Annotated in this window: 13 protein-coding genes; 1 reads left to right on the top strand and 12 read right to left on the bottom strand. The window is 45.0% G+C overall.

What is annotated here, in order from left to right; all coding sequences use genetic code 11:
- Positions 1–184: 184 nt before the first annotated feature.
- The 7 genes from ACWB0I_RS03755 to ACWB0I_RS03725 form a co-directional block, all read right to left on the bottom strand.
- Entirely contained in the window at positions 185–4,096 is a 3,912-nt protein-coding gene (locus tag ACWB0I_RS03755) for a hybrid sensor histidine kinase/response regulator (protein ID WP_479386698.1), read from the bottom strand.
- A 290-nt stretch (positions 4,097–4,386) separates the two neighbouring features.
- Positions 4,387–5,643 carry an ABC transporter permease gene (locus ACWB0I_RS03750; protein WP_479386697.1) on the bottom strand — a complete coding sequence of 419 codons (1,257 nt, stop codon included), beginning with the start codon at positions 5,641–5,643 and terminating at the stop codon, positions 4,387–4,389.
- Entirely contained in the window at positions 5,636–6,544 is a 909-nt protein-coding gene (locus ACWB0I_RS03745; RefSeq protein ID WP_479386696.1) for an ABC transporter ATP-binding protein, read from the bottom strand. The genes ACWB0I_RS03750 and ACWB0I_RS03745 overlap by 8 nt, the downstream gene beginning before the upstream one ends.
- 279 nt (positions 6,545–6,823) lie before the next feature.
- Complete coding sequence (locus tag ACWB0I_RS03740) at positions 6,824–7,429, bottom strand: hypothetical protein (RefSeq protein WP_479386695.1); 606 nt, start codon at positions 7,427–7,429, stop codon at positions 6,824–6,826.
- 380 nt (positions 7,430–7,809) lie between these two features.
- The gene (locus ACWB0I_RS03735) at positions 7,810–8,652 is read right to left on the bottom strand and encodes an SDR family oxidoreductase (RefSeq protein ID WP_479386694.1); all 843 of its coding nucleotides are present in this window, start codon (positions 8,650–8,652) and stop codon (positions 7,810–7,812) included.
- 325 nt (positions 8,653–8,977) lie between these two features.
- Positions 8,978–10,357, bottom strand: coding sequence for a glucose-6-phosphate isomerase (locus tag ACWB0I_RS03730; protein ID WP_479386693.1), 1,380 nt, complete (start codon positions 10,355–10,357; stop codon positions 8,978–8,980).
- Positions 10,358–10,507: 150 nt separating this feature from the next.
- Positions 10,508–12,976: an ATP-dependent Clp protease ATP-binding subunit gene (locus ACWB0I_RS03725; RefSeq protein ID WP_479386692.1), complete on the bottom strand. Its 2,469-nt coding sequence runs from the start codon at positions 12,974–12,976 to the stop codon at positions 10,508–10,510.
- A gap of 177 nt (positions 12,977–13,153) precedes the next feature.
- On the opposite strand from ACWB0I_RS03725, the gene ACWB0I_RS03720 reads away from it, so the two are divergent.
- On the top strand, positions 13,154–13,915 hold the full coding sequence (locus ACWB0I_RS03720; protein ID WP_479386691.1) for a hypothetical protein: 762 nt from the start codon (positions 13,154–13,156) through the stop codon (positions 13,913–13,915).
- A gap of 105 nt (positions 13,916–14,020) precedes the next feature.
- Here ACWB0I_RS03720 and ACWB0I_RS03715 read toward each other — a convergent pair whose 3' ends face one another.
- The 5 genes from ACWB0I_RS03715 to ACWB0I_RS03695 form a co-directional block, all read right to left on the bottom strand.
- On the bottom strand, positions 14,021–14,890 hold the full coding sequence (locus ACWB0I_RS03715; protein ID WP_479386690.1) for an FAD binding domain-containing protein: 870 nt from the start codon (positions 14,888–14,890) through the stop codon (positions 14,021–14,023).
- The gene (locus ACWB0I_RS03710; protein WP_479386689.1) at positions 14,880–15,386 is read right to left on the bottom strand and encodes a (2Fe-2S)-binding protein; all 507 of its coding nucleotides are present in this window, start codon (positions 15,384–15,386) and stop codon (positions 14,880–14,882) included. The genes ACWB0I_RS03715 and ACWB0I_RS03710 overlap by 11 nt, the downstream gene beginning before the upstream one ends.
- Complete coding sequence (locus ACWB0I_RS03705) at positions 15,383–17,680, bottom strand: xanthine dehydrogenase family protein molybdopterin-binding subunit (protein ID WP_479386688.1); 2,298 nt, start codon at positions 17,678–17,680, stop codon at positions 15,383–15,385. The genes ACWB0I_RS03710 and ACWB0I_RS03705 overlap by 4 nt, the downstream gene beginning before the upstream one ends.
- Positions 17,681–17,917: 237 nt before the next feature.
- Entirely contained in the window at positions 17,918–18,049 is a 132-nt protein-coding gene (locus tag ACWB0I_RS03700) for a hypothetical protein (RefSeq protein ID WP_479386687.1), read from the bottom strand.
- Positions 18,050–18,464: 415 nt separating this feature from the next.
- The gene (locus ACWB0I_RS03695; protein WP_479386699.1) at positions 18,465–18,626 is read right to left on the bottom strand and encodes a T9SS type A sorting domain-containing protein; all 162 of its coding nucleotides are present in this window, start codon (positions 18,624–18,626) and stop codon (positions 18,465–18,467) included.
- Positions 18,627–18,633 lie beyond the last annotated feature (7 nt).

Here is an 18,633-nt window from a genome sequence, read left to right as displayed (position 1 = left end):
ATTGACATGCCGGAATTAAAGAAACAAAAAATATTGAAACTGATGGTCATAACCGGCGAGGAGGTGCTGGATACAATGTAACTCAGGCTTTAGCTTGATCCTGACGTTGTGACCGTAACTCAAGCTTCAGCTTGAGCAAGACTCGAACTAAAGTTCGAGTTACGTTGTACTTGTAACTCAAGCTTTAGCTTGAGCCGGAGCCGGAGGTATTCAACACTTCAGCCAGAATCTTATTCAGCTCTTCCAGAGTAAACGGTTTACTCAGTCGGCCTACAAATCCCAGTTGTTTGTAATTGGCCAGTGAACTATCCGTACTGTAGCCACTGGCAACAATGACTTTAGCCTTCGGGTCAATGTTCAAAATTTCAACCACAGCCTCCCTGCCTCCCATGCCGCCCCGGATGGTCAAATCCATAATGACCGCATCGTAAGGTTTTCCCTGTTCCAATTGGGCACGATACTTTTCTATGGCTTCCTGTCCTTCTTTTGCAAAATCGGCTTCTATGCCCAGCATTTCTAAAAAGCTACCCATTAATTCAAGAATATATTCTTCGTCATCCATTACCAGAATGCGCTTGTTCTGAAATGATTGGATTTCTTCCGCCTCTTTTTTCTTACAGACTGCGGCGTCGGGATTGGCTGGCAGAAAAATGGAGAAAGTTGTGCCTTTGCCCAACTCAGATTCAACGGTAATCATACCCCCATGTTTTTTAACGATGGCGTAAGTGGTAGCCAATCCCAATCCACTTCCTCGCTGTTTGGTCGTAAAATAAGGATCAAAAATTTTGGCCAGATTTTCCTTTGGGATGCCAATGCCCGTATCAGAGATATCGATTCTGATAAAATATTCGCCTTCCAAATCTGGTATTACTTTTTTAAGCTCTTCACCTGAACAGTTCCGAGCCTTTAACGATAGAGTGCCTCCCCCTGGCATGGCCTGCATAGCATTGATGACGAGATTGTTTATGACCTGATTCAATTGCCCTTTGTCCGCTTCAATGGGCCACAATTGGGGATCAATTTCGAAGTGTGCGGAAACATTGGAACCGCGCAGTGCAAATTCAACCGTTTCTTCCAGGATATCTTTAATGGAGATCACTTCTTTAACGGGCTCGCCGCCTTTGGCAAATGTTAATAATTGCTTGGTCAATCGCGAAGCACTTAGAGTCGCTTCTTCGATTCCTTTAAGATAGCGTTGCAGTTGTTCCGGATCAGAGATGTGAAGCTCTGCTAACTGAGTATTACCAAGAATGCCAGCTAAGATATTATTAAAATCGTGAGCAATGCCCCCGGCCAATAGGCCTATCGATTCCAATTTTTGTGATTTTAAAATCTCTTCTTCTAACTGGCGCTCAACGCTGATGTCGCGAAAGACCCAGACATAACCTGATTCTTCTCCATTTTCTTCCCGAATCTTTGACCAGCTAATATTTAAGAATCGCGGACTTTGCTCATGCTTCAATTCCAGCAAAGCCGTAAAGTGTCTGGGCGCATCTGGATTATCTTCCCATTTTTTTACATAGTCTGGTAGTTGAATGATTTCGTGTGTACCGTCTTCTTTTAATTGGACAATCTCATTCAAATTGTATTTAGAAGCTTGTTCCTTAGAAATCCCCAATAGCACTTCCGCTCTTTCATTGATCAGTAAAATTTTGCCCTCAAGATCGGTCCTGATGACGCCATCGGCAATAGCCTTAAGCGTGATTTCAAGCTGCCTTCGCTCATTTCTTAATGATATTTGCGCCTTTTTACGTTGTTCGGTCTCTTTTTTTAATAGTTTGTAGCTCTGACGAATGTCTTCTGTACGCTCCTGTATTTGCTGTTCAAGAATTAAGTTCCGCTTTTTTAAATAAGATTCACGGGCATGAACAATGGCCATCACAAGCCCAATGCTGATCAGTATCATTACAAAAATAAAAAGTGGAGATTTGAACCAGGGAGCCAGAATCGTGAAGGAAACAGACCGTTGGGCTGCGATTTCATTGGTAAAGGGATTGATTAAAAATAACCGGAATGTGTAATGGCCATCCGGCAAATAGGAATAATCAACAAAATTTATCTCCTCATCATTTAAAAAAACCGTATCTTTTGCAAAGCCTTTCAAATAATAGGCCATTTTGAAAAAGGGTTCATTCCCATAATTTATTTTTTGAAAGTAGAAGCGAAGAGAATTGTTGGAAAAAGGTAACGTAATCGAATAATTAAAAGGATAGGTAAACAAAGAATCTTTGGTGGTCAGCCTGGTTATGTAAAACTTGGGAATAAAATCGGGATAGGTTTCCATTTTATGGTAATGTACCAGCCCTCCGACACCGCCAAACCAACATTCGTTTTTATTTAATGCAAATACGGCACCCATGTTAAATTCTGTGCTGATAAAACCATTATTACGATTGTAAATTCTAACCCGGCCATTTTTGATGTGGTACAAACCATTGCTGGTAAGCGCCCAAATTTGACCACCAATGGGCAGCACATCCCAAATGGTGCGCTTTAAATCCATAACCGGAGTAAAGGTCTTCCCATCCCATTTGTAAATACCCTGCGAAGTTGCAAAATAGAGATATTGATCTTCATCGGGGCGGATAGAAAAAATTTGCTTAACAGAATCTGGAATGGTCATGGGCAGCCATTGTTTATCTTTGAGTAAAAAAGCCCCCTGGCCGTTGGTCCCGATAACCAGTTGTCCCAATCTGTCTTTACCAATCCCCCAGATGGATAACCGCTTTCGATCATTTAAATTAAAAGAATAATCAGAGAGTTTATTTTTTTTATAAACCAAAATATTTTTATTGGACAGAAGAAAAAATTGATCGTCTATTTTTTCAATTCGTCTTATGGCTATGTTTTTTAACATTTGGCTAATGTTAGTCGAAAGAATGTTCTGGCCATCAAAAACGTAGAGCCCGCGGGCTGTACCAATCCATAAATGATGATTGATGGTTTTTATACAGAAAATGGAGTTGCCAGCAAAAATAGTATCGTTGAGCGCAGGTTTAATAAAATGATCATTAACCAATTTATACAGACCTTCATTTTTGGTAGCAACCCAAATATTCCCATCGGGGCCTCTGGTAATGGCTCGGATATATGTGTCAAACAGACCACGTTCTTTCCCGTAATTTTGAAAGTTTCTGTTAGGATGTACAACAAGCCCCTGATAGGAGCCTAAAAACAGGGCTCCGGATTCGGTAATCAAAGTACTTTTGGAATAAAATCCTTCGTTGGCATGGAGCGTTTCGAGTAGCCTGTCATCTCTAAAGTGGAGAACCCCCCCAGGTTTGGAAGCCAGGTTTACCCACACATTGCGCCCATTTCTGGAATAGAGCCCGGCAATAAAAGTGCCAGGGAATCGGGTTTGTAATTCTTGAGTTAATTCGGGATTCCCATAAACAAAGAGACCGTACCGTGTACCTACCCACACTGTGCCATCGGGTAGCGGCAAAAGGGCCCGAATTTCATTAGAAGGTAAACCCTGTTTTGTAGTGAGATGTAAGATCTTTTGTGAATGAGAAAAGACCTGCAGCCCGTTCTGGAAGGAACCAAGCCAATAGCGGCCCTGATAATCCTTGGCTGCACTAATGATAGGTCCATCACATTGCCCGGTAGTATCGTTAATATGTACAATTAAGGAGTCGTGTTTAAGTACATAAAGTCCGCCCGGTTCGGCCCCGATTAATATTTCATTGTCAATCGTTTTGCTTAAAAAATTGATGTGATTCGATTTTAAAGAATCGATTTTGATTTTTTTAAATTTTTCCTGTTTCAACTCCCAGATTCCATTATCAATGGTAGAAATCCAGATGGTGCCAGGTTTTTTTTCTATAATGCCTGTAATTAGACCAAATGGATAGCCTGTCCCTTTAGAAAAGACGTAGAAAAAGGATCCGTTAAAGCGGGCCAGTCCTTCATTGGTACCAATCCATAAAAAACCGAATGAATCCTGCATCAAAGCCGATACAATCGATTGGGGTAATCCGGTATCTACGGTGTAACGAATGTAGGGATAATTGCGCGTACGAACAGAATGACTAAAAACAGAATAGTTCAGAATCAAAAAAAAGAAAAGGGTCTGTTTTAAGAAAAATCGATGCATTGCCAATGTTCAATTTGTTTTACAATTTATGTTGAGATAATCGACACACTTTAAAGATTATTTAGGAGCTATTTAAGGGGAAACTAACTACTTTTCCCCTCCTGAGATGGGTTAGGGGTGGGTTACTTTCAAAGGAAAAAGGAAACATTGCCTGAATGTTGCGTTTTTTGAACCGGTATTTTTCTGAAACGACGGATCACCTGCAACGCTCTCCATCAGCTTCAAAAAAGCTTCTCTTTGCCCCTGAACATGAGGCAAGAGAGAAGCGTGAACCAATTCAACAAAAAGCGTTAATACTTAATCCATTTCAAAATTTCCGGAAAAGTTGGCCGTTTCCCGTACATCAGAATACCAATCCTGAAAATTTTGGCAACCACCCAGATTAAAACGGCAATGGTAAGTATGAGTAAAGCGATGGAAAGAATAATTTGTCCCAGCGGTGGCCCGGCCAAATTGATCCGGGCAAACATCACAATGGGCGAGAAAAAAGGGATCAACGAAAAAGCGGTTACAACCGTGGAATTGGGGTCTTTCACGATCATGCCAATCATAACCAGAGGAATGACCAGCAGAAATACAACCGGTGTAGCCAGTCCCTGAGCCTCCTGTTCAGAATTAACCATAGCGCCAATGGCGGCATACAGGGTGGAAAAGAGAAAATAGCCTAAAATGTAAAAAAGAATGAAATAAAAGAAAGTTGTCGGGCTGATGGTAAATGAACTGGTGGGTAACAATTTTCCTGAAGCAAAGAACAGAGCAATGCCAACGCTAACCCAAATAGCGTATTGCGTAATGCCGACCGCCCCCTGGCCCAAAATTTTCCCGGCCATAAAATGATAGGCATTGGTGCCGGAAAGAATGGTTTCTATAATACGCGAATTTTTTTCCTGAATGATGCTACGCATGATGGCCGTGGCGTATAGTATGATGGTAAAATAAATGATGAAGATGAAAACAAAGGTAGTAAAATATTCGCTCATAAAGCCGCCTTTGGATTCCTTGCGACCTTTCATTACTTTGGTGGTTTCTAACTTAATGGGCTTGATTAATTTATTGATGATCTCTGGTTCCAGGCCCGAGGCCATCAAGCGATGATTTGAAACCAGTTTGGAAAGTGTGTTTTTGAAGCGGGAAATCATGTCAAAATCGCCTACATTTCGCGCGTACAGTTCGGCCTTGCTGATTGAATCGATGTCTGCGGGGATGACCAGTAAAACGTCGATTTTCTCTTCTTTAATTAAATTCTTTTGTTGTTCTAAGAGCTGTTCGAAATTGGATGGCGCCGTTTCAGTCAGCTCCAGAACGAATTTGGGCTGCCCGTTTTTCAATGTGTCGGTCAAAGATCGGTTTAATTCCTGAAAAAGCCACCTTGAATGATCAATGACGTGTACACGTGTCTGTTTCTTGGTTTCCATCATGATAAGAAGGCTTGGCAATACGGCCATCGCGATCATGATGAGGGGCATTAACAGTGTTAAAATAAGAAAACTCTTTTTAAAAACCGCTTCCCGGTACTCCCGTTTTATGATGGTCAATACCTTACGCATGGTTGTCACCTCCTTTCACCAGACTGATAAAAATTTCATTTAGGGAAGAACGCCTGGCCTGAACGCGAAAAATTTCAATATGGGGAAGGATGGCTTGCAATAAATCATTTACCGTATGGCCGTCCTTTAGTTGCACTTCAACAAAATTACCAAAATCATTGAAATTTTCTACCATGGGCAATTGTTCAATAACACGGCTATCGCCTTTGTATTCCAATTGCACGGCGTTGTGCCCATATTGCTGCTGAATGGTGTTGATCTCTCCATCCAGCACCTTTTGCCCTTTGTTGATCAGATACACATGATCGCAAATTTTTTCGGCGGCATCCATCATGTGTGTGGAAAGAATGATGGCCTTGCCCTGTTCCTTAAATTCCAGAATAATCTCTTTAACCAGGTTTACATTGACCGGGTCCAATCCAGAAAACGGTTCATCTAAAATGAGTAATTGAGGGTCATGCAAGAATGAACCGATCAGTTGTACCTTTTGTTGGTTCCCTTTGGAAAGTTCTTCGACTTTAAACTGGCCCATGGTACCCAGTTCAAAGCGCTTTAACCAGTAATTGATCTTTTCTTCTAAAAGAGCGGCTGGTCTATCGTGTAGTTCACCTAAAAATTTGAGAAAATCGTAAACTTTCATTTTAGGGTAAACTCCCCGCTCTTCCGGCAGGTAACCGATTTTGGCCTTAAGGGCATCGTTCATGGATTGTCCGAAAAGCGAAATGTTACCGGAGTCCGGAACAATGATATTCATGATCATGCGAATGGTGGTTGTTTTACCAGCTCCGTTGGGTCCTAAAAGACCGTAAATTTTACCGGTTTCAATGGTAAATGAAACGTCTTTTACAGCATGAACTCCACCAAACCGTTTGTTGATTTTTTCAATGTTAAGCACTTCCATTAGATTGCTCCTTTTAGTTCACTACCATAAACAGAATGTAACAGATTAAAGATACAAATTAGCATCAATAAAATTCAAGGTTGGCATTCAATTTTCTGATGCTTTTTAGAACGCAATAGCACGAAAGTTAGGCTTTTACCGGGAGCCGAAATAAGAACGGGCAGCGCCTCTAAGATTTTCGCACGCCACAGCATTTGATCTTTTGCCGAACGCAATTTAAACCCCATTGTGGCTAAATAGTGACGATCTCTTGCTCAGCAAATATTGAGCTGAAGAAGCTCACGGTTGTTTTTTCCATAGAAAAACTTTTCGGTAGATGGCGATAATGGTTTTTGGGGGAAGAGCAAAACGCTGACTGGCAGCAGTAAAGATTTCGCCCGGGATGGTGTCGATAGTTGAAAACTGTTGAAAATATCGGGTCAGGATGTAATTGTAAACTTCAATCTCTTTTTGTGTCGGTTCGGGCGGTATGGGCACGGTTTGCCAGTGATTAAACTGTACGATCAATTGTCCTCCTGGCCGGTATTGAGCCAGCACAAAGGGTTGTTCTGTTACAGGCACAAAGTAGGGGTAAATGAGCAATGTTTCGCAACTTCGTTCGTCTTCATTCTCAAGCAGCATGTAGTAAAGCAAAATGTTTTCAATTACCTGTGTACGTGTAGCTGTTTGCGAAATCCGGATTTTGGTAAAGCATTTTTGATTGTCCACATAAAAAGCGACAATGGCGTAATTGGGTTTGCGAAGCGCTAAATTACTCAACACGCCAGCCATCCATTCGGGAGAAAACGACAGAGTAGTGTCATTAGTAACAATTTGCAGGGCAGGGGGCAAATGCAATTGCAACTGAAGTGAAAAAAGTGAGATAAACAGCAAGCCTTTGAACAACAAGGTCTTCACCTTTTTTAAAACCGACTTTTTAGCTTAATTTAAACCATTTTAGCGCGAAAGTCCAATGGCTCGATGGATGTTCTAACCAATAGAGTACTCGGCGGAGCGGACGAAAATTCGGCTGTCGGTACTGGTAATGGGGAACTGCATGAGGGCAGCGATTTGGGCTTTAAGAGATTCTTCCAGCTATAAAGCCAGAGCCCAAAGGTTGGCCTTTACAGTGAGTTTTAAAATGTTAGAAATAAAAGGTCGACTGAAGTTACGCCTACCAGAAAAAAAGGCGGGGGCCTTTTTTTGAAAAAAAGTGTGGCCGGGCGATCTCCTGCACTACCGGAGTTGCCCGACCCAAAAAGTTTCTTAATTGAATTGTTAAGCGTTCAGCGTTTGTTACGAAAGGGCGAGTGATAGGCGGTGATGACTTCGCCGCCATCCACGTTGAACACATTGCCGGTGGCCCACAATTCATCGGATGTGGCCAGTGCCAGAATAAATTTAGCAATATCGGTAGGCTGGGTCAGGCGTTTAAAAGGAATCTGGCTTAAAGCCAGATCGATCATGGTTTCGTGGCCTGGGATTTTACGCAAGGCCGGAGTAAAGGTAACGCCTGCGCGGATGGCATTCACCGTCATCTTGTAAGGGGCCAGCTCCAGCGCCAGCTGACGAACGTGAGATTCCAGCGCCGACTTGGCGGCAGAAACCGCGCCATAATAGGGAATGACGCGCAACGAACCCGAACTGGTCATGGCAAAAATTTTTGATCCCTGACGTAAAAGATGTTCTTCCACCAGGTCCTGAGTCCAGTAAACCAGGCTGTGGGCCATGACATTCAAGGTCATTTCCATCTGTTTCTGCGTCAGTCTTTCCTTTAAATCGTGATGAATGTAAGGAGCAAGCGAACCAAAGGCCAGGGAATGCAACATAACCTTGATTTGTTTTTGGGATTCGCCTTCAGTAAAGTGGGCTTTAATTTCTTCAATGACCTGTTTACGATTTTTCTCGGAGGCCGCGTTTTTGTTGAAAAAAAGCGCTTTAACTCCATTCTCTTTGATCAGTCGTTTAAGCTCTTCCACATGGTTTAAGGCTTCGCCACGATCCATGTGAACACCAATGATGTTAAAGCCTTCTCTGGCCAATTCCAGCGCCGTTGCCTCGCCAAATCCACTGGAAACACCTAAAATAAATGCGTAATCGCTGTCGGGATTGGGTTTTACGTATGCCAAAACGATACTCCTCCTTAATGTATTTTAAAAGATTGTTAAACGTCATCAGGGTGTTTTGTATTCCCGCCATTGGTGGAGAGGATTTGCCCGCATATTTTTGAAGATTCCGCTCACCTACCTTCTCATCCTCTTTAATCTTTTTTCTTTTGCCTTGTAGGGAACCCAACCCCTCCCAGGAGGGGAATTTGGGATTCGCCCCTCCCAGGAGGGGAATTTTAGTCTCCCCTCCTCCGGAGGGGACTAAGGGGTGGGTCAACTTCCACCAAACCGGGCAAAGCCTACCAGCTTCTTTAATCTTTTTACCTTTTCCCTTAAAATAAATCCTTCAAATTTCAAACCGCTGTTTATTCTGTAATTGCTGCAGGATTTCCTTGTGCTTTTTTTCGTAGCCTTTACGGCCCATCAAAGCGTAGGTAGCCACTTTACCCTGTTCCACGCCCGGCTGGTTAAAAGCATTGATTTCCAGTAACCCACCGGCAAAAGCGGTGGCGGCTTCCAACAAAAAGAAAAAAGCGCCCACATTCTCCGCAGACACTTCCGAAAATTTAATGGTCAGATTGGGGCGGTGATTGTTGGTCAAAGCCAGTTCCGTGGCCTGTTTTTCATAGTTAAGCAACTGCCCTAAAGATTTCCCTTCGAAGTAGTTGAATTCATCAATTTGTGGAAAATAATTGTGCAATAATTCATTGTGTTTGAAAGATTCCACTTCCAGAAAGGTAATCACCTTGTCGTTGGGGCCCTCCACGTAAAGTTGTACCTGTGAGTGCTGGTCAGTGGCACCCAGGGCTTTGACCGGTGTCTGACCCACTTCAACTTTGTGGCCGTGAATATCGTAGCGTTTGCCCAGACTCTCTGCCCACAACTGACGATACCAATCTGCCAGATCGCGCAATTTATTGCTGTAGGGCATCATAACACTGATGTTTTTTCCGCGTTTCAGGTAAAGATAGTGAATGGCTGCAAAAACAAAGGACGGGTTGTGCAACAGATCGTCCGTTTCACATTGGCGGGCCATTTCGGCTGCACCACGGGCCATGGCTTTAATATCCACTCCGGTCAGCGCTGCCGATAACAACCCAACAGGTGAAAGCACTGAAAAACGTCCTCCAACATTGGGCGGAATACGAAAACATTTGATGGGATATTCTCTGGCAATAACGTTCAGCAATCCTTCTACCGGATCCGTAGTAAAGATTAAATTTTTGTAGAAATTATCGTTCAGGGCTTCTTTTAGATATTTCATAAAATAGAGGAGAGAAGCCGCGGTTTCTGCTGTGGCACCAGACTTGGACACAACATGAAACAGGGTCTTGGAAACATTGATGTGTTCCAACAAATCATGCATCCAGTCCGGATCCACATTATCGGGGAAGAACATTTTTGGATGTTCGTTTAAGTTGAAGTAGGAATCTAACAGAGAGGTCTGAATGGCAATCGGCCCCAAAGCGGAGCCCCCGATTCCTAAATGCACATAGTAATCAAAGCGTTTTCGGGCTGCGGTGGCAAAAGTCAAAATTTCATCAAATACGCTTTCCTGGAAGGGTAATTGGTAGAAACCGAGTTCTTCCGCCTCAGCCTTGTGCTTTAAATCTTTTAGTACTTGCTGACCTTTAGACAACAAACTTTCGATTTCAGATAGTTTTAAACCGTGTTCCGGGCCTAAATTTACATCCACCACATTCGAGTAATCTAATTTGAGCGACATGCTAACCTCATCACTTAGTTTAACAAAAAGCGTCCAGAATATAAGGCAATAAACAAAAAAGCCCAAGTGAAAAACACTCAGGCATGTTGAATTTTTAAAAAGTAAGGATTTTCTCCCATCAAAGCAAGGTTTACCGAATTACAAGGGACTTCATCCCTTTAGTTCTACATCTTCCGGTGCATCCTCACGACGACCGATTTCCGTAAAGGCCAGTTCGTTCTTGTTTTTCATCTTAATCTGGATGATGCTGCCATCGTTAAAGGTTCCTTTAATCAGTTCATCGGCAATCGGGTCTTCAATGTACTTTTGAATGGCACGACGCAAGGGCCGGGCGCCGTACATGGGATCAAATCCGTGTTCGGCAATAAATTTTTTAGCGCCTTCGGTTAGCTGAAACTCTATTTTCCGTTCGCGCAATTTTTTCACCAGATCCTGCAGAGCCAGGTCTACGATCTTAAGGGCGTCTTTTTGCGTGAACTGCTTGAAGTAAACAATATCGTCCAGACGATTCAAAAATTCCGGATTGAACACACGTTTTAATTCGCCTTCGATTTTATTCTTAATCTGTTCAAAATTGTCGCTTTCCTGATCGGTGGAAAATCCGAAACGGTTCAGATTTTTAATATCTTTAACGCCCACGTTGGAGGTCATGATAATGATGGTGTTCTTAAAATCGACGCGATGTCCCAGTGAATCGGTCAATATGCCATCATCCAGCACCTGCAAAAGGATGTTGAAAATATCGGGATGGGCTTTTTCAATTTCATCAAACAGAATGACCGAGTAGGGATGTCGGCGCACCTGTTCGGTTAAAATGCCGCCCTCTTCGTAGCCAACATATCCCGGAGGAGAACCGATCAGACGCGACACGTTAAATTTTTCCATGTACTCACTCATATCCACACGGATTAGTGTGTTGGGGTTTTCGAACAGATACTCGGCCAGTTGTTTGGCTAAATAGGTTTTCCCAACGCCGGTGGGCCCCAGGAACAGGAACGAACCAATGGGGCGGTTGGGGTCTTTGAGACCGGCCCGCGCCCGACGAATGGCGCGCGTGATGGTTTCGATCGCCTGATCCTGTCCGATAACTTTCTTTTTCAGTTCGTCGTTCATCTTTAACAATTTTTCCGATTCGCTCAGGGCAATGCGGTCGGTTGGGATGCCGGTCATCATGGAAACCACGTCAGCAATGTCCTTTTTGGTCACCGGTGAAATGCGATTTTCTTCAGAGACTTCCCATTCCAGGCGCGCCTGATCCAATTTTTCGGTCAGGTGGCGTTCCATGTCCCTTAAGCGGGCTGCGCCTTCAAAATCCTGCATTTTGGCCAGCGATTCTTTTTCCACGCGGATGCGTTCGATTTCGGCTTCCAGGTCCAAAATCTCCTTGGGAACGACCAGATTTTGCAAATGAACGCGCGAACCAGCTTCGTCCAGAACATCGATCGCCTTGTCCGGAAAGTGTTTGTCGGTAATGTACCGTTCGCAAAGTGAAATGATGGCCTGGATGGCTTCATCCGTGTATTCTACGTGGTGATGCGCTTCGTAGCGATCTTTGATGGAGTACAGAATTTCCAGAGTCTCTTCCGGCGTGGTTGGTTCGACCATCACCTTCTGGAACCGGCGCTCCAGGGCGCCATCTTTTTCGATGTACATGCGATATTCATCAAGCGTTGTAGCGCCAATGCACTGCAATTCACCGCGCGCTAAAGCGGGCTTGAACATGTTGGAAGCGTCCAGCGAACCGGAGGCGCCGCCTGCACCGACGATGGTGTGCAACTCGTCGATGAACAAAATGACGTCATCGGCTTTTTCCAGTTCGTTCATTATGGCTTTCATGCGTTCTTCAAACTGTCCGCGGTATTTGGTACCGGCCACAATGGAACCCATATCCAGAGCCACAATCCGTTTGTTGTGCAAAACGCGCGGTACTTTTTTCTGAATAATTCTGAGACTCAGGCCTTCTGCAATGGCTGTTTTACCAACGCCCGGCTCGCCGATCAGTACCGGATTATTTTTCTTTCTGCGCGAAAGAATCTGGGCCACGCGTTGGATCTCTTTGTCCCGACCAATGATGGGATCCAGTTTGCCTTCCAGGGCAAGCTGTGTAAGATCGGTGCCAAAATGATCCAGAGCCGGTGTTTTTACTTTTTTGGGGATCTGTTTGGGCACCGGAGAAGATGGCTTCCCGGCCAGGATGTTTTCCAGTTCATTGTAACAGGCCGTGTAATCCACATTAAAGGTGAGCAGTATCTGGGCGGCCAGGCTGTCTTTTTCTTTTAAAATAGAAAGCAACAGGTGCTCTGTGCCCACCACATCATTTTTAAAATTTTTGGCTTCAATGTAAGTCATTTTAAGCGCTTTTTCTGCGCGTTTGGAAAGCGGCAAATTACCAATGGTCATAGTGCCGCCGGAAGGAGCGGTAGCATCTTCGATGGCCTTTTTGAGTTTGTTCAGATCGACACCGAGGTTTTGCAGAATTTTTACTGCAATGCCTTCACCCTCTTTAATGATGCCCAGCAGTAAGTGCTCGGTGCCAATGTAGTCGTGGCCGAGCCGCATGGCTTCTTCTTTCGAATAACGAATGACCTTTGAAACGCGGCTGGTGAAATTGTTCTTCATTGTTCTCCCTGTATCTTTACGTTCTTTAGTTACAATTTAGTTTACTCTGAACTCACAGTCAAGTAATTACTATGGAACGAATTTTTTTTCTTGCAAATTCCATGAAATTGCTTGACAATTATTTTTAATGTTCCTATAATTCATTTGTTCCTGTAAATGATAAAGGATGGATTTACCATGCATCACAAAACCTTTTTTAAATTGGTGTTGTTGCTTGTCGTATTTTCAATATCGACGCAAGCCCAGAATATTGAAGCCGTAAAATCAATTTCGATCATTGATTGTCCATCTGCCGCCACTTTAGAGCGGGGCAGCTTTTTGGGCGTGTTGTACATGTACAACGATGGAGGCATGCTCGGCTATCTGGACGTTGGCATTACACAGCGCATGATGTTTGGTATTTCCTATGGCGGCGCTAATCTGATTGGCAGCGGCAATGTGGATTGGAATCCACAGGTGGCTGTAAATATTCGCTACCGTTTAATTGACGAAGCGCTGGCTTTTCCGGCCATTGCCGTGGGCTACGACGGACAGGGATTCGGTCGTTACATCGATTCACTCCTGCGCTATGAGGGTAAATCCAAAGGTCTGTACGCCGTGGCCAGCAAAAGTTTTAATTTTCTGGGCACCCTGGCTTTCCACGGAGGCGTCAATTACAGTTTTGAACGCCAGGATGGGGACAAAGACCTGAACGGTTTTATTGGGCTAGAAAAGAGCATTAATTCGGAACTGAGCCTGTTTGCCGAATACGATCTGGCCATGAACGACAACACGGGGAAGAGCATTGGCAAAGGCAATGGCTACTTGAACGCTGCTTTAAAATGGACTTTCCAGAAAAAATTGCAAATTGATTTTATGTGGAAAAATATTCTTAAGAACAATTCCCTTTTGCAGGGCTCGGGACGCGAACTGCGCATTAGTTACATTGAGTATTTTTAGTCGCCGCTTCCTCACTGAGACAATTGTGGAAAAACGGATTTTCACGCACGCCTTATTCCTCTGAAGCCGGTAAGGGTAGCCCGTCAAGTCCCCCTTGCATCGGCCTTATTTGTTCAGCACGCCGTATAATACATCCCGCAGCACATTGGCCGTGATCTCCAGGCGATAGGTGTGTGTGGACCGCACATCCGAAATGGGATTAATCTCCTGTTTAATGGTTTCGGCAGCCTGTTCGATGAGCGCAGCGCTCAATTTCTGGCCCATTAAAAGATTTTCTGTTTTGCTGTGCCGGGTAATCACCGGTGTTACGCTACCGCTGGCAATGCGTATGGCGCGAATTTTTTTTTCGTCCTCGATCCAGCCCAGCACGGCCAAACTCAGCTTGCTGATGGCAATGGCCTGGCGTTGCCCGATTTTGCGGAAGGCCCAGAACAGGCCCTCTGGTTCCGGCACAGGCAGTTCAATGAAAGCGATGTACTGATTGGGCTTTAAGCGGGTTTGCCCCGGGCCCTGCATGATCTGATGGACTTTTAAACGTTCAAACCGTCCGTCTTTTTGTGGGCCGAGTAAAATGTCGGCGTCTAAAACGGCCAGCACGGGCAGGGTGTCGCCGGCTGGCGAAGCATTGGCAATGTTGCCGCCAATGGTGCCACGATTTTGAATTTGAATGGAACCGATCAGGCTGCAGGCTTCCACCAGAATCGGGAAGTGCTTTTTAATAAAAGGGTGATTGGTGATGATGCTGTAAGGTACGGCTGCGCCGATGCGCAGGCGCTTGGATTTTACTTCAATCCGATTGTGCAGCTCGGCAACGCTGGTCAAGTCGACAATATGGGTGGCCTTAAGCCAATTTTGCTTTTGAACCAGCAGATCGGTGCCACCGGCAACAAAGGTCCAGCGCGCCTGGTTCTGCAAAAGGATCTGATCTAATTCCTGCAGGTTTTCTGGACGCATAACGGTTACTTCATTTTTCATAGGGCCAGTCCTCTTCAAATTGCATTTTCAACGACTCATGCTCGGCTAAATCCTTAACCGCCTCTACGATTTTGGTGTAGCCGGTGCAGCGGCAAAGATTGCCGGCCAGGGCGTACTGGATGTCTTCTTCGCTAACCGGCTGGTTTTGTTGATTTTTTAAATAGGCCACCGTGGAGACCACAAAACCGGAAAGGCAAAAGGCGCACTGTACGGCGCCATGTTCCAAGTAAGCCCGCTCAATGGTGGCAAAACCAGACCATTCCCGCAGCCCTTCAAGCGTTACGATTTCGTGCCCTTCGGCCTGAAAAGCCGGAATCAGGCAGGAATTGACATTTTTACCATCGAACAAAATGGTGCAGGCACCGCATTCGCCCTCGCCGCAGCCTTCTTTAACCGAGGTAAGCCGTAAATCATCGTGCAGCACGTCGAGCAGTCGTTTGTGGGGAGGAATGTCCAGAGTAACTTGTTTTCCGTTAACCTTGAAGGAGACGTTCATGGTTGGCCTCCCTTCTTTTTCATGTTTTGAACCAATAAGAACAGGTCTTCAGGCATCACGGGAATTTTGTTGATGGGCTGGCCGAAAATCATGCGCAGGCTGGAAACCACGGCCGGGGCTGCGCCAACCAGCGGCAGCTCGCCCAGACCTTTTGCGCCCATGGGCCCGAAGGGATAGGGATTTTCCAGTATTTTGATGTCCATTAAAGGCATGTCTACCGTTGTGGGAATAATGTAATCGTTAAAGCCATGCACATTAAGGCGGCCGTCCTGGCGGTCAATTTTTTCAAAAACAGCGTAGGCAATGCCCTGCAGGGAACCACCCTGTATCTGGGCCACAGCCTGATCGTAGTTGATGGCTTTGCCGATTTCGTGTGTGGTGTAGTAGCGCGTTACACGGATGTTAAAGGTAATGGGATCGACTTCGGTCTCGGCCACGGCGGCTGCCCAGGAGTAAACCGGGTAAGCGTCGCCTTTCCAGTGTTCTTCGTCGAATTGAATAAAGGGCGGATGTTTGTATTTCTTTTCGAATATTGTGCCGGCATGCTGGCGGGCCACCCGGGCAAACGGAATGATTTGATCGCCATTGTAAAAATAGCCGCTGCGGTATTCGAAAGGCGTACCGTATTGCTTTTGTAAAGCGGCTAAAAAGGTCTGAATCATCTCCTTTCCGATATCCCAGATGAGGCTGCCCACCACCATGGTGGTACGGGAGGCTACCGTGGGCCCGGAATCCGGCACCTTATCGGTGTTTACTTCAGCCAGCAACACCTGCTCACGATCGATGTCCAGCGCTTCGGCCAGAATTTTGCGAAAAGCCGTTTGCTGGCCCTGGCCCATTTCGGTCTGGGCGCTGTAAATGACGGGACGGCCATCTTCATCGATTTCGATACGTATTTTACCTTTAATGCGGTTTTCTCCGCCGCCGGTAAAGCCTGCGCCATGCAAAAAAACCGAAAGGCCGATACCTTTTAAAACGTCGTCAGGCCGGGACTTCGGGAATTGCCCATTGCGTAAGCGCTGTAAAATTGGTGCGTTGTGTTCTTTAAATAGGGCGTACTTACGCTGGTAATCGCTGCGTTCCAGCACGTCGTAAAAAGTTTGCTTGTTGGAAACGCTGTATTTTAAGACCTGACCGGTGGCCGTGGTCTGTCCTTCGTCAATCAGATTAACTTCCCGAACTTTGTGCGGCGGTAGGCCTAACTGGCGGGCAATTTCTTCCATGATCATCTCCATGGTGAAGATGGCCTGCGGCCCGCCAAAACCACGAAAGGCCCCGCTGGGCACGGTATTGGTGGCTACGGCTTTGGCCACAATGCGTACATGGGGAATAAAGTAACAGCCGCTGATGGTTAAAGTTGCCCTGGCCAGCACAACCGGCGAAAGCGTGCAATACGCTCCGCTATCCAGGAAGAATTCAATGTCCAGTCCCAGCAGTTTTCCGTTTTTGTCCACGTAAACCCTGTTCTTGCTTAACGAAGGATGGCGTTTGGTGGTAACCTGCACGTCTTCGGCCCGATCGTAAAACATGGCTACCGGCTGCCCCGACTTGTAGGCCAGTAAGGCGGCATGCGCGGCCAGCAGGGAGGGAAAATCTTCTTTGCCACCAAAGGCCCCCCCCGTGGTGGCGTGCACAACCGTAATTTCTGTTAAACCCTGAAAAATTTCGTCCAGGGCTTTTTTAATGTAATAGGGACATTGCAGCGAACCTTTAATAATGATTTTACCTTTTTCAGGAATGGCAACCATGCCCTGCGGCTCCAGATACATGTGTTCCTGAAATCCGGTTCGCGTTTGCAGTTCAATAACGTGTTCGGCCTCTTTTTGCGCCGTTTGCAGATCACCCCGTTCGATGTGAATCTCTTTAAAGATGTTGTTGGATCCGTACAATTTGATTTCACTGTGTTCTGCCTGCAACGGGTCATCTAAATAGGGCAGGACCTCATATTGAACATTGACGTGACGCAGGGCTTCAGCGGCTTCTTCCTGAGTGGGGGCCGCAATTAGAGCCAGCGGTTCGCCCACATAGTTAACCATCTTCTCTGCCAGAACGGGCATGTCTTTTTCGATGATGGCCACATAGTTGTTGGGCACATCTTTTGCCGTAACAAGAGTAATGTTTTGCCAGTCAAAATGCGGATCAAGTTCAATGGATAGGATGCGAGCCCGTGGATGAGGACTGCGTACGGTAGCGCCAAACCAGAGGCCCGGTATTTGTTCATCGCGGATGTAACGGGCTTCGGCGCGGAGTTTGCTCTGCGCGTCCACGCGAAAGTCTTTAGGATTTGGTTTCATAGGCGTCCCCTTCTCGTCAGGTAAATTCAGGGAAATTTCACTTTTAATTTACAAAAAAATAAATAACAAAACTTAAAAAAATAGCTGTTTGAGGCATTGTAAAAAAAACTATTCAAGAATTTTCGGACGTAAAGCTAAATTAAGTTTTTCACTTCTGATCGATTTACAAAAAGTTCTGGCTTGAACATTAAGAAAGCGCCATTCATATAAGTCATGATATAACTGAGTAATTAAAAATTATATTTTAGCCGATTCTTCCAAACTGATACGCGCGCCCATGCGTAAACAGGCGCGCTGCGCGTATTCATTGACCTGGCTCCACAAGCAGAGTCGTTCTACAAAAATAATACCGCTCTCCAAACGGTTCATTCCCTCCATAAACTCAAACTGCGCCTGATTATTGCAAAATTATCTACAGGATATTTGAACCAGGATTAAAAGGATTACAGGATTACCACCATTTTAATGGCTTGTGAAAAGTTTACGGCCCATTTTAAGTGAATTTTTGAAAAGCGGAAAGCGTAATCCTGGTAAACTTTAAATCAGGCAAATCCTTTTTCTCTGGCCAACAGAAATAATTTACTATTGAGAACACAGCGAAGCCCCAAATTACACCGAGTTTTTTTTATTTTGTATTTTTTATTTTCCTCAGCGCTCTCTTAGCCTCCTCCGTGTCCTTTGTGATAAAAAAGCCTCCGGCCCTTTTGAACCAGAGGCTTACAGAAATTTAACTTTCTTGACTAAGCCGTTTTCAATTTTAATTCAAAATTCAACATTTTTCATTCTATTTAATAAGCATCATTTTCTTTGACTGCGCAAAGCCTTTGTCCGTGGTCAGACGGTAGATGTACACGCCGCTGGCCAGGTGGCTGCCGTCAAACACAACTTCGTAAATTCCTGCGGCTTGTTGGCCTTTTAACAACGTTTGAACCTTTTTACCGTTGATCGTGTAA

This window comes from Caldithrix sp., assembly GCF_056497305.1.
This window is presented reverse-complemented; position numbering and strand designations above follow the sequence as displayed.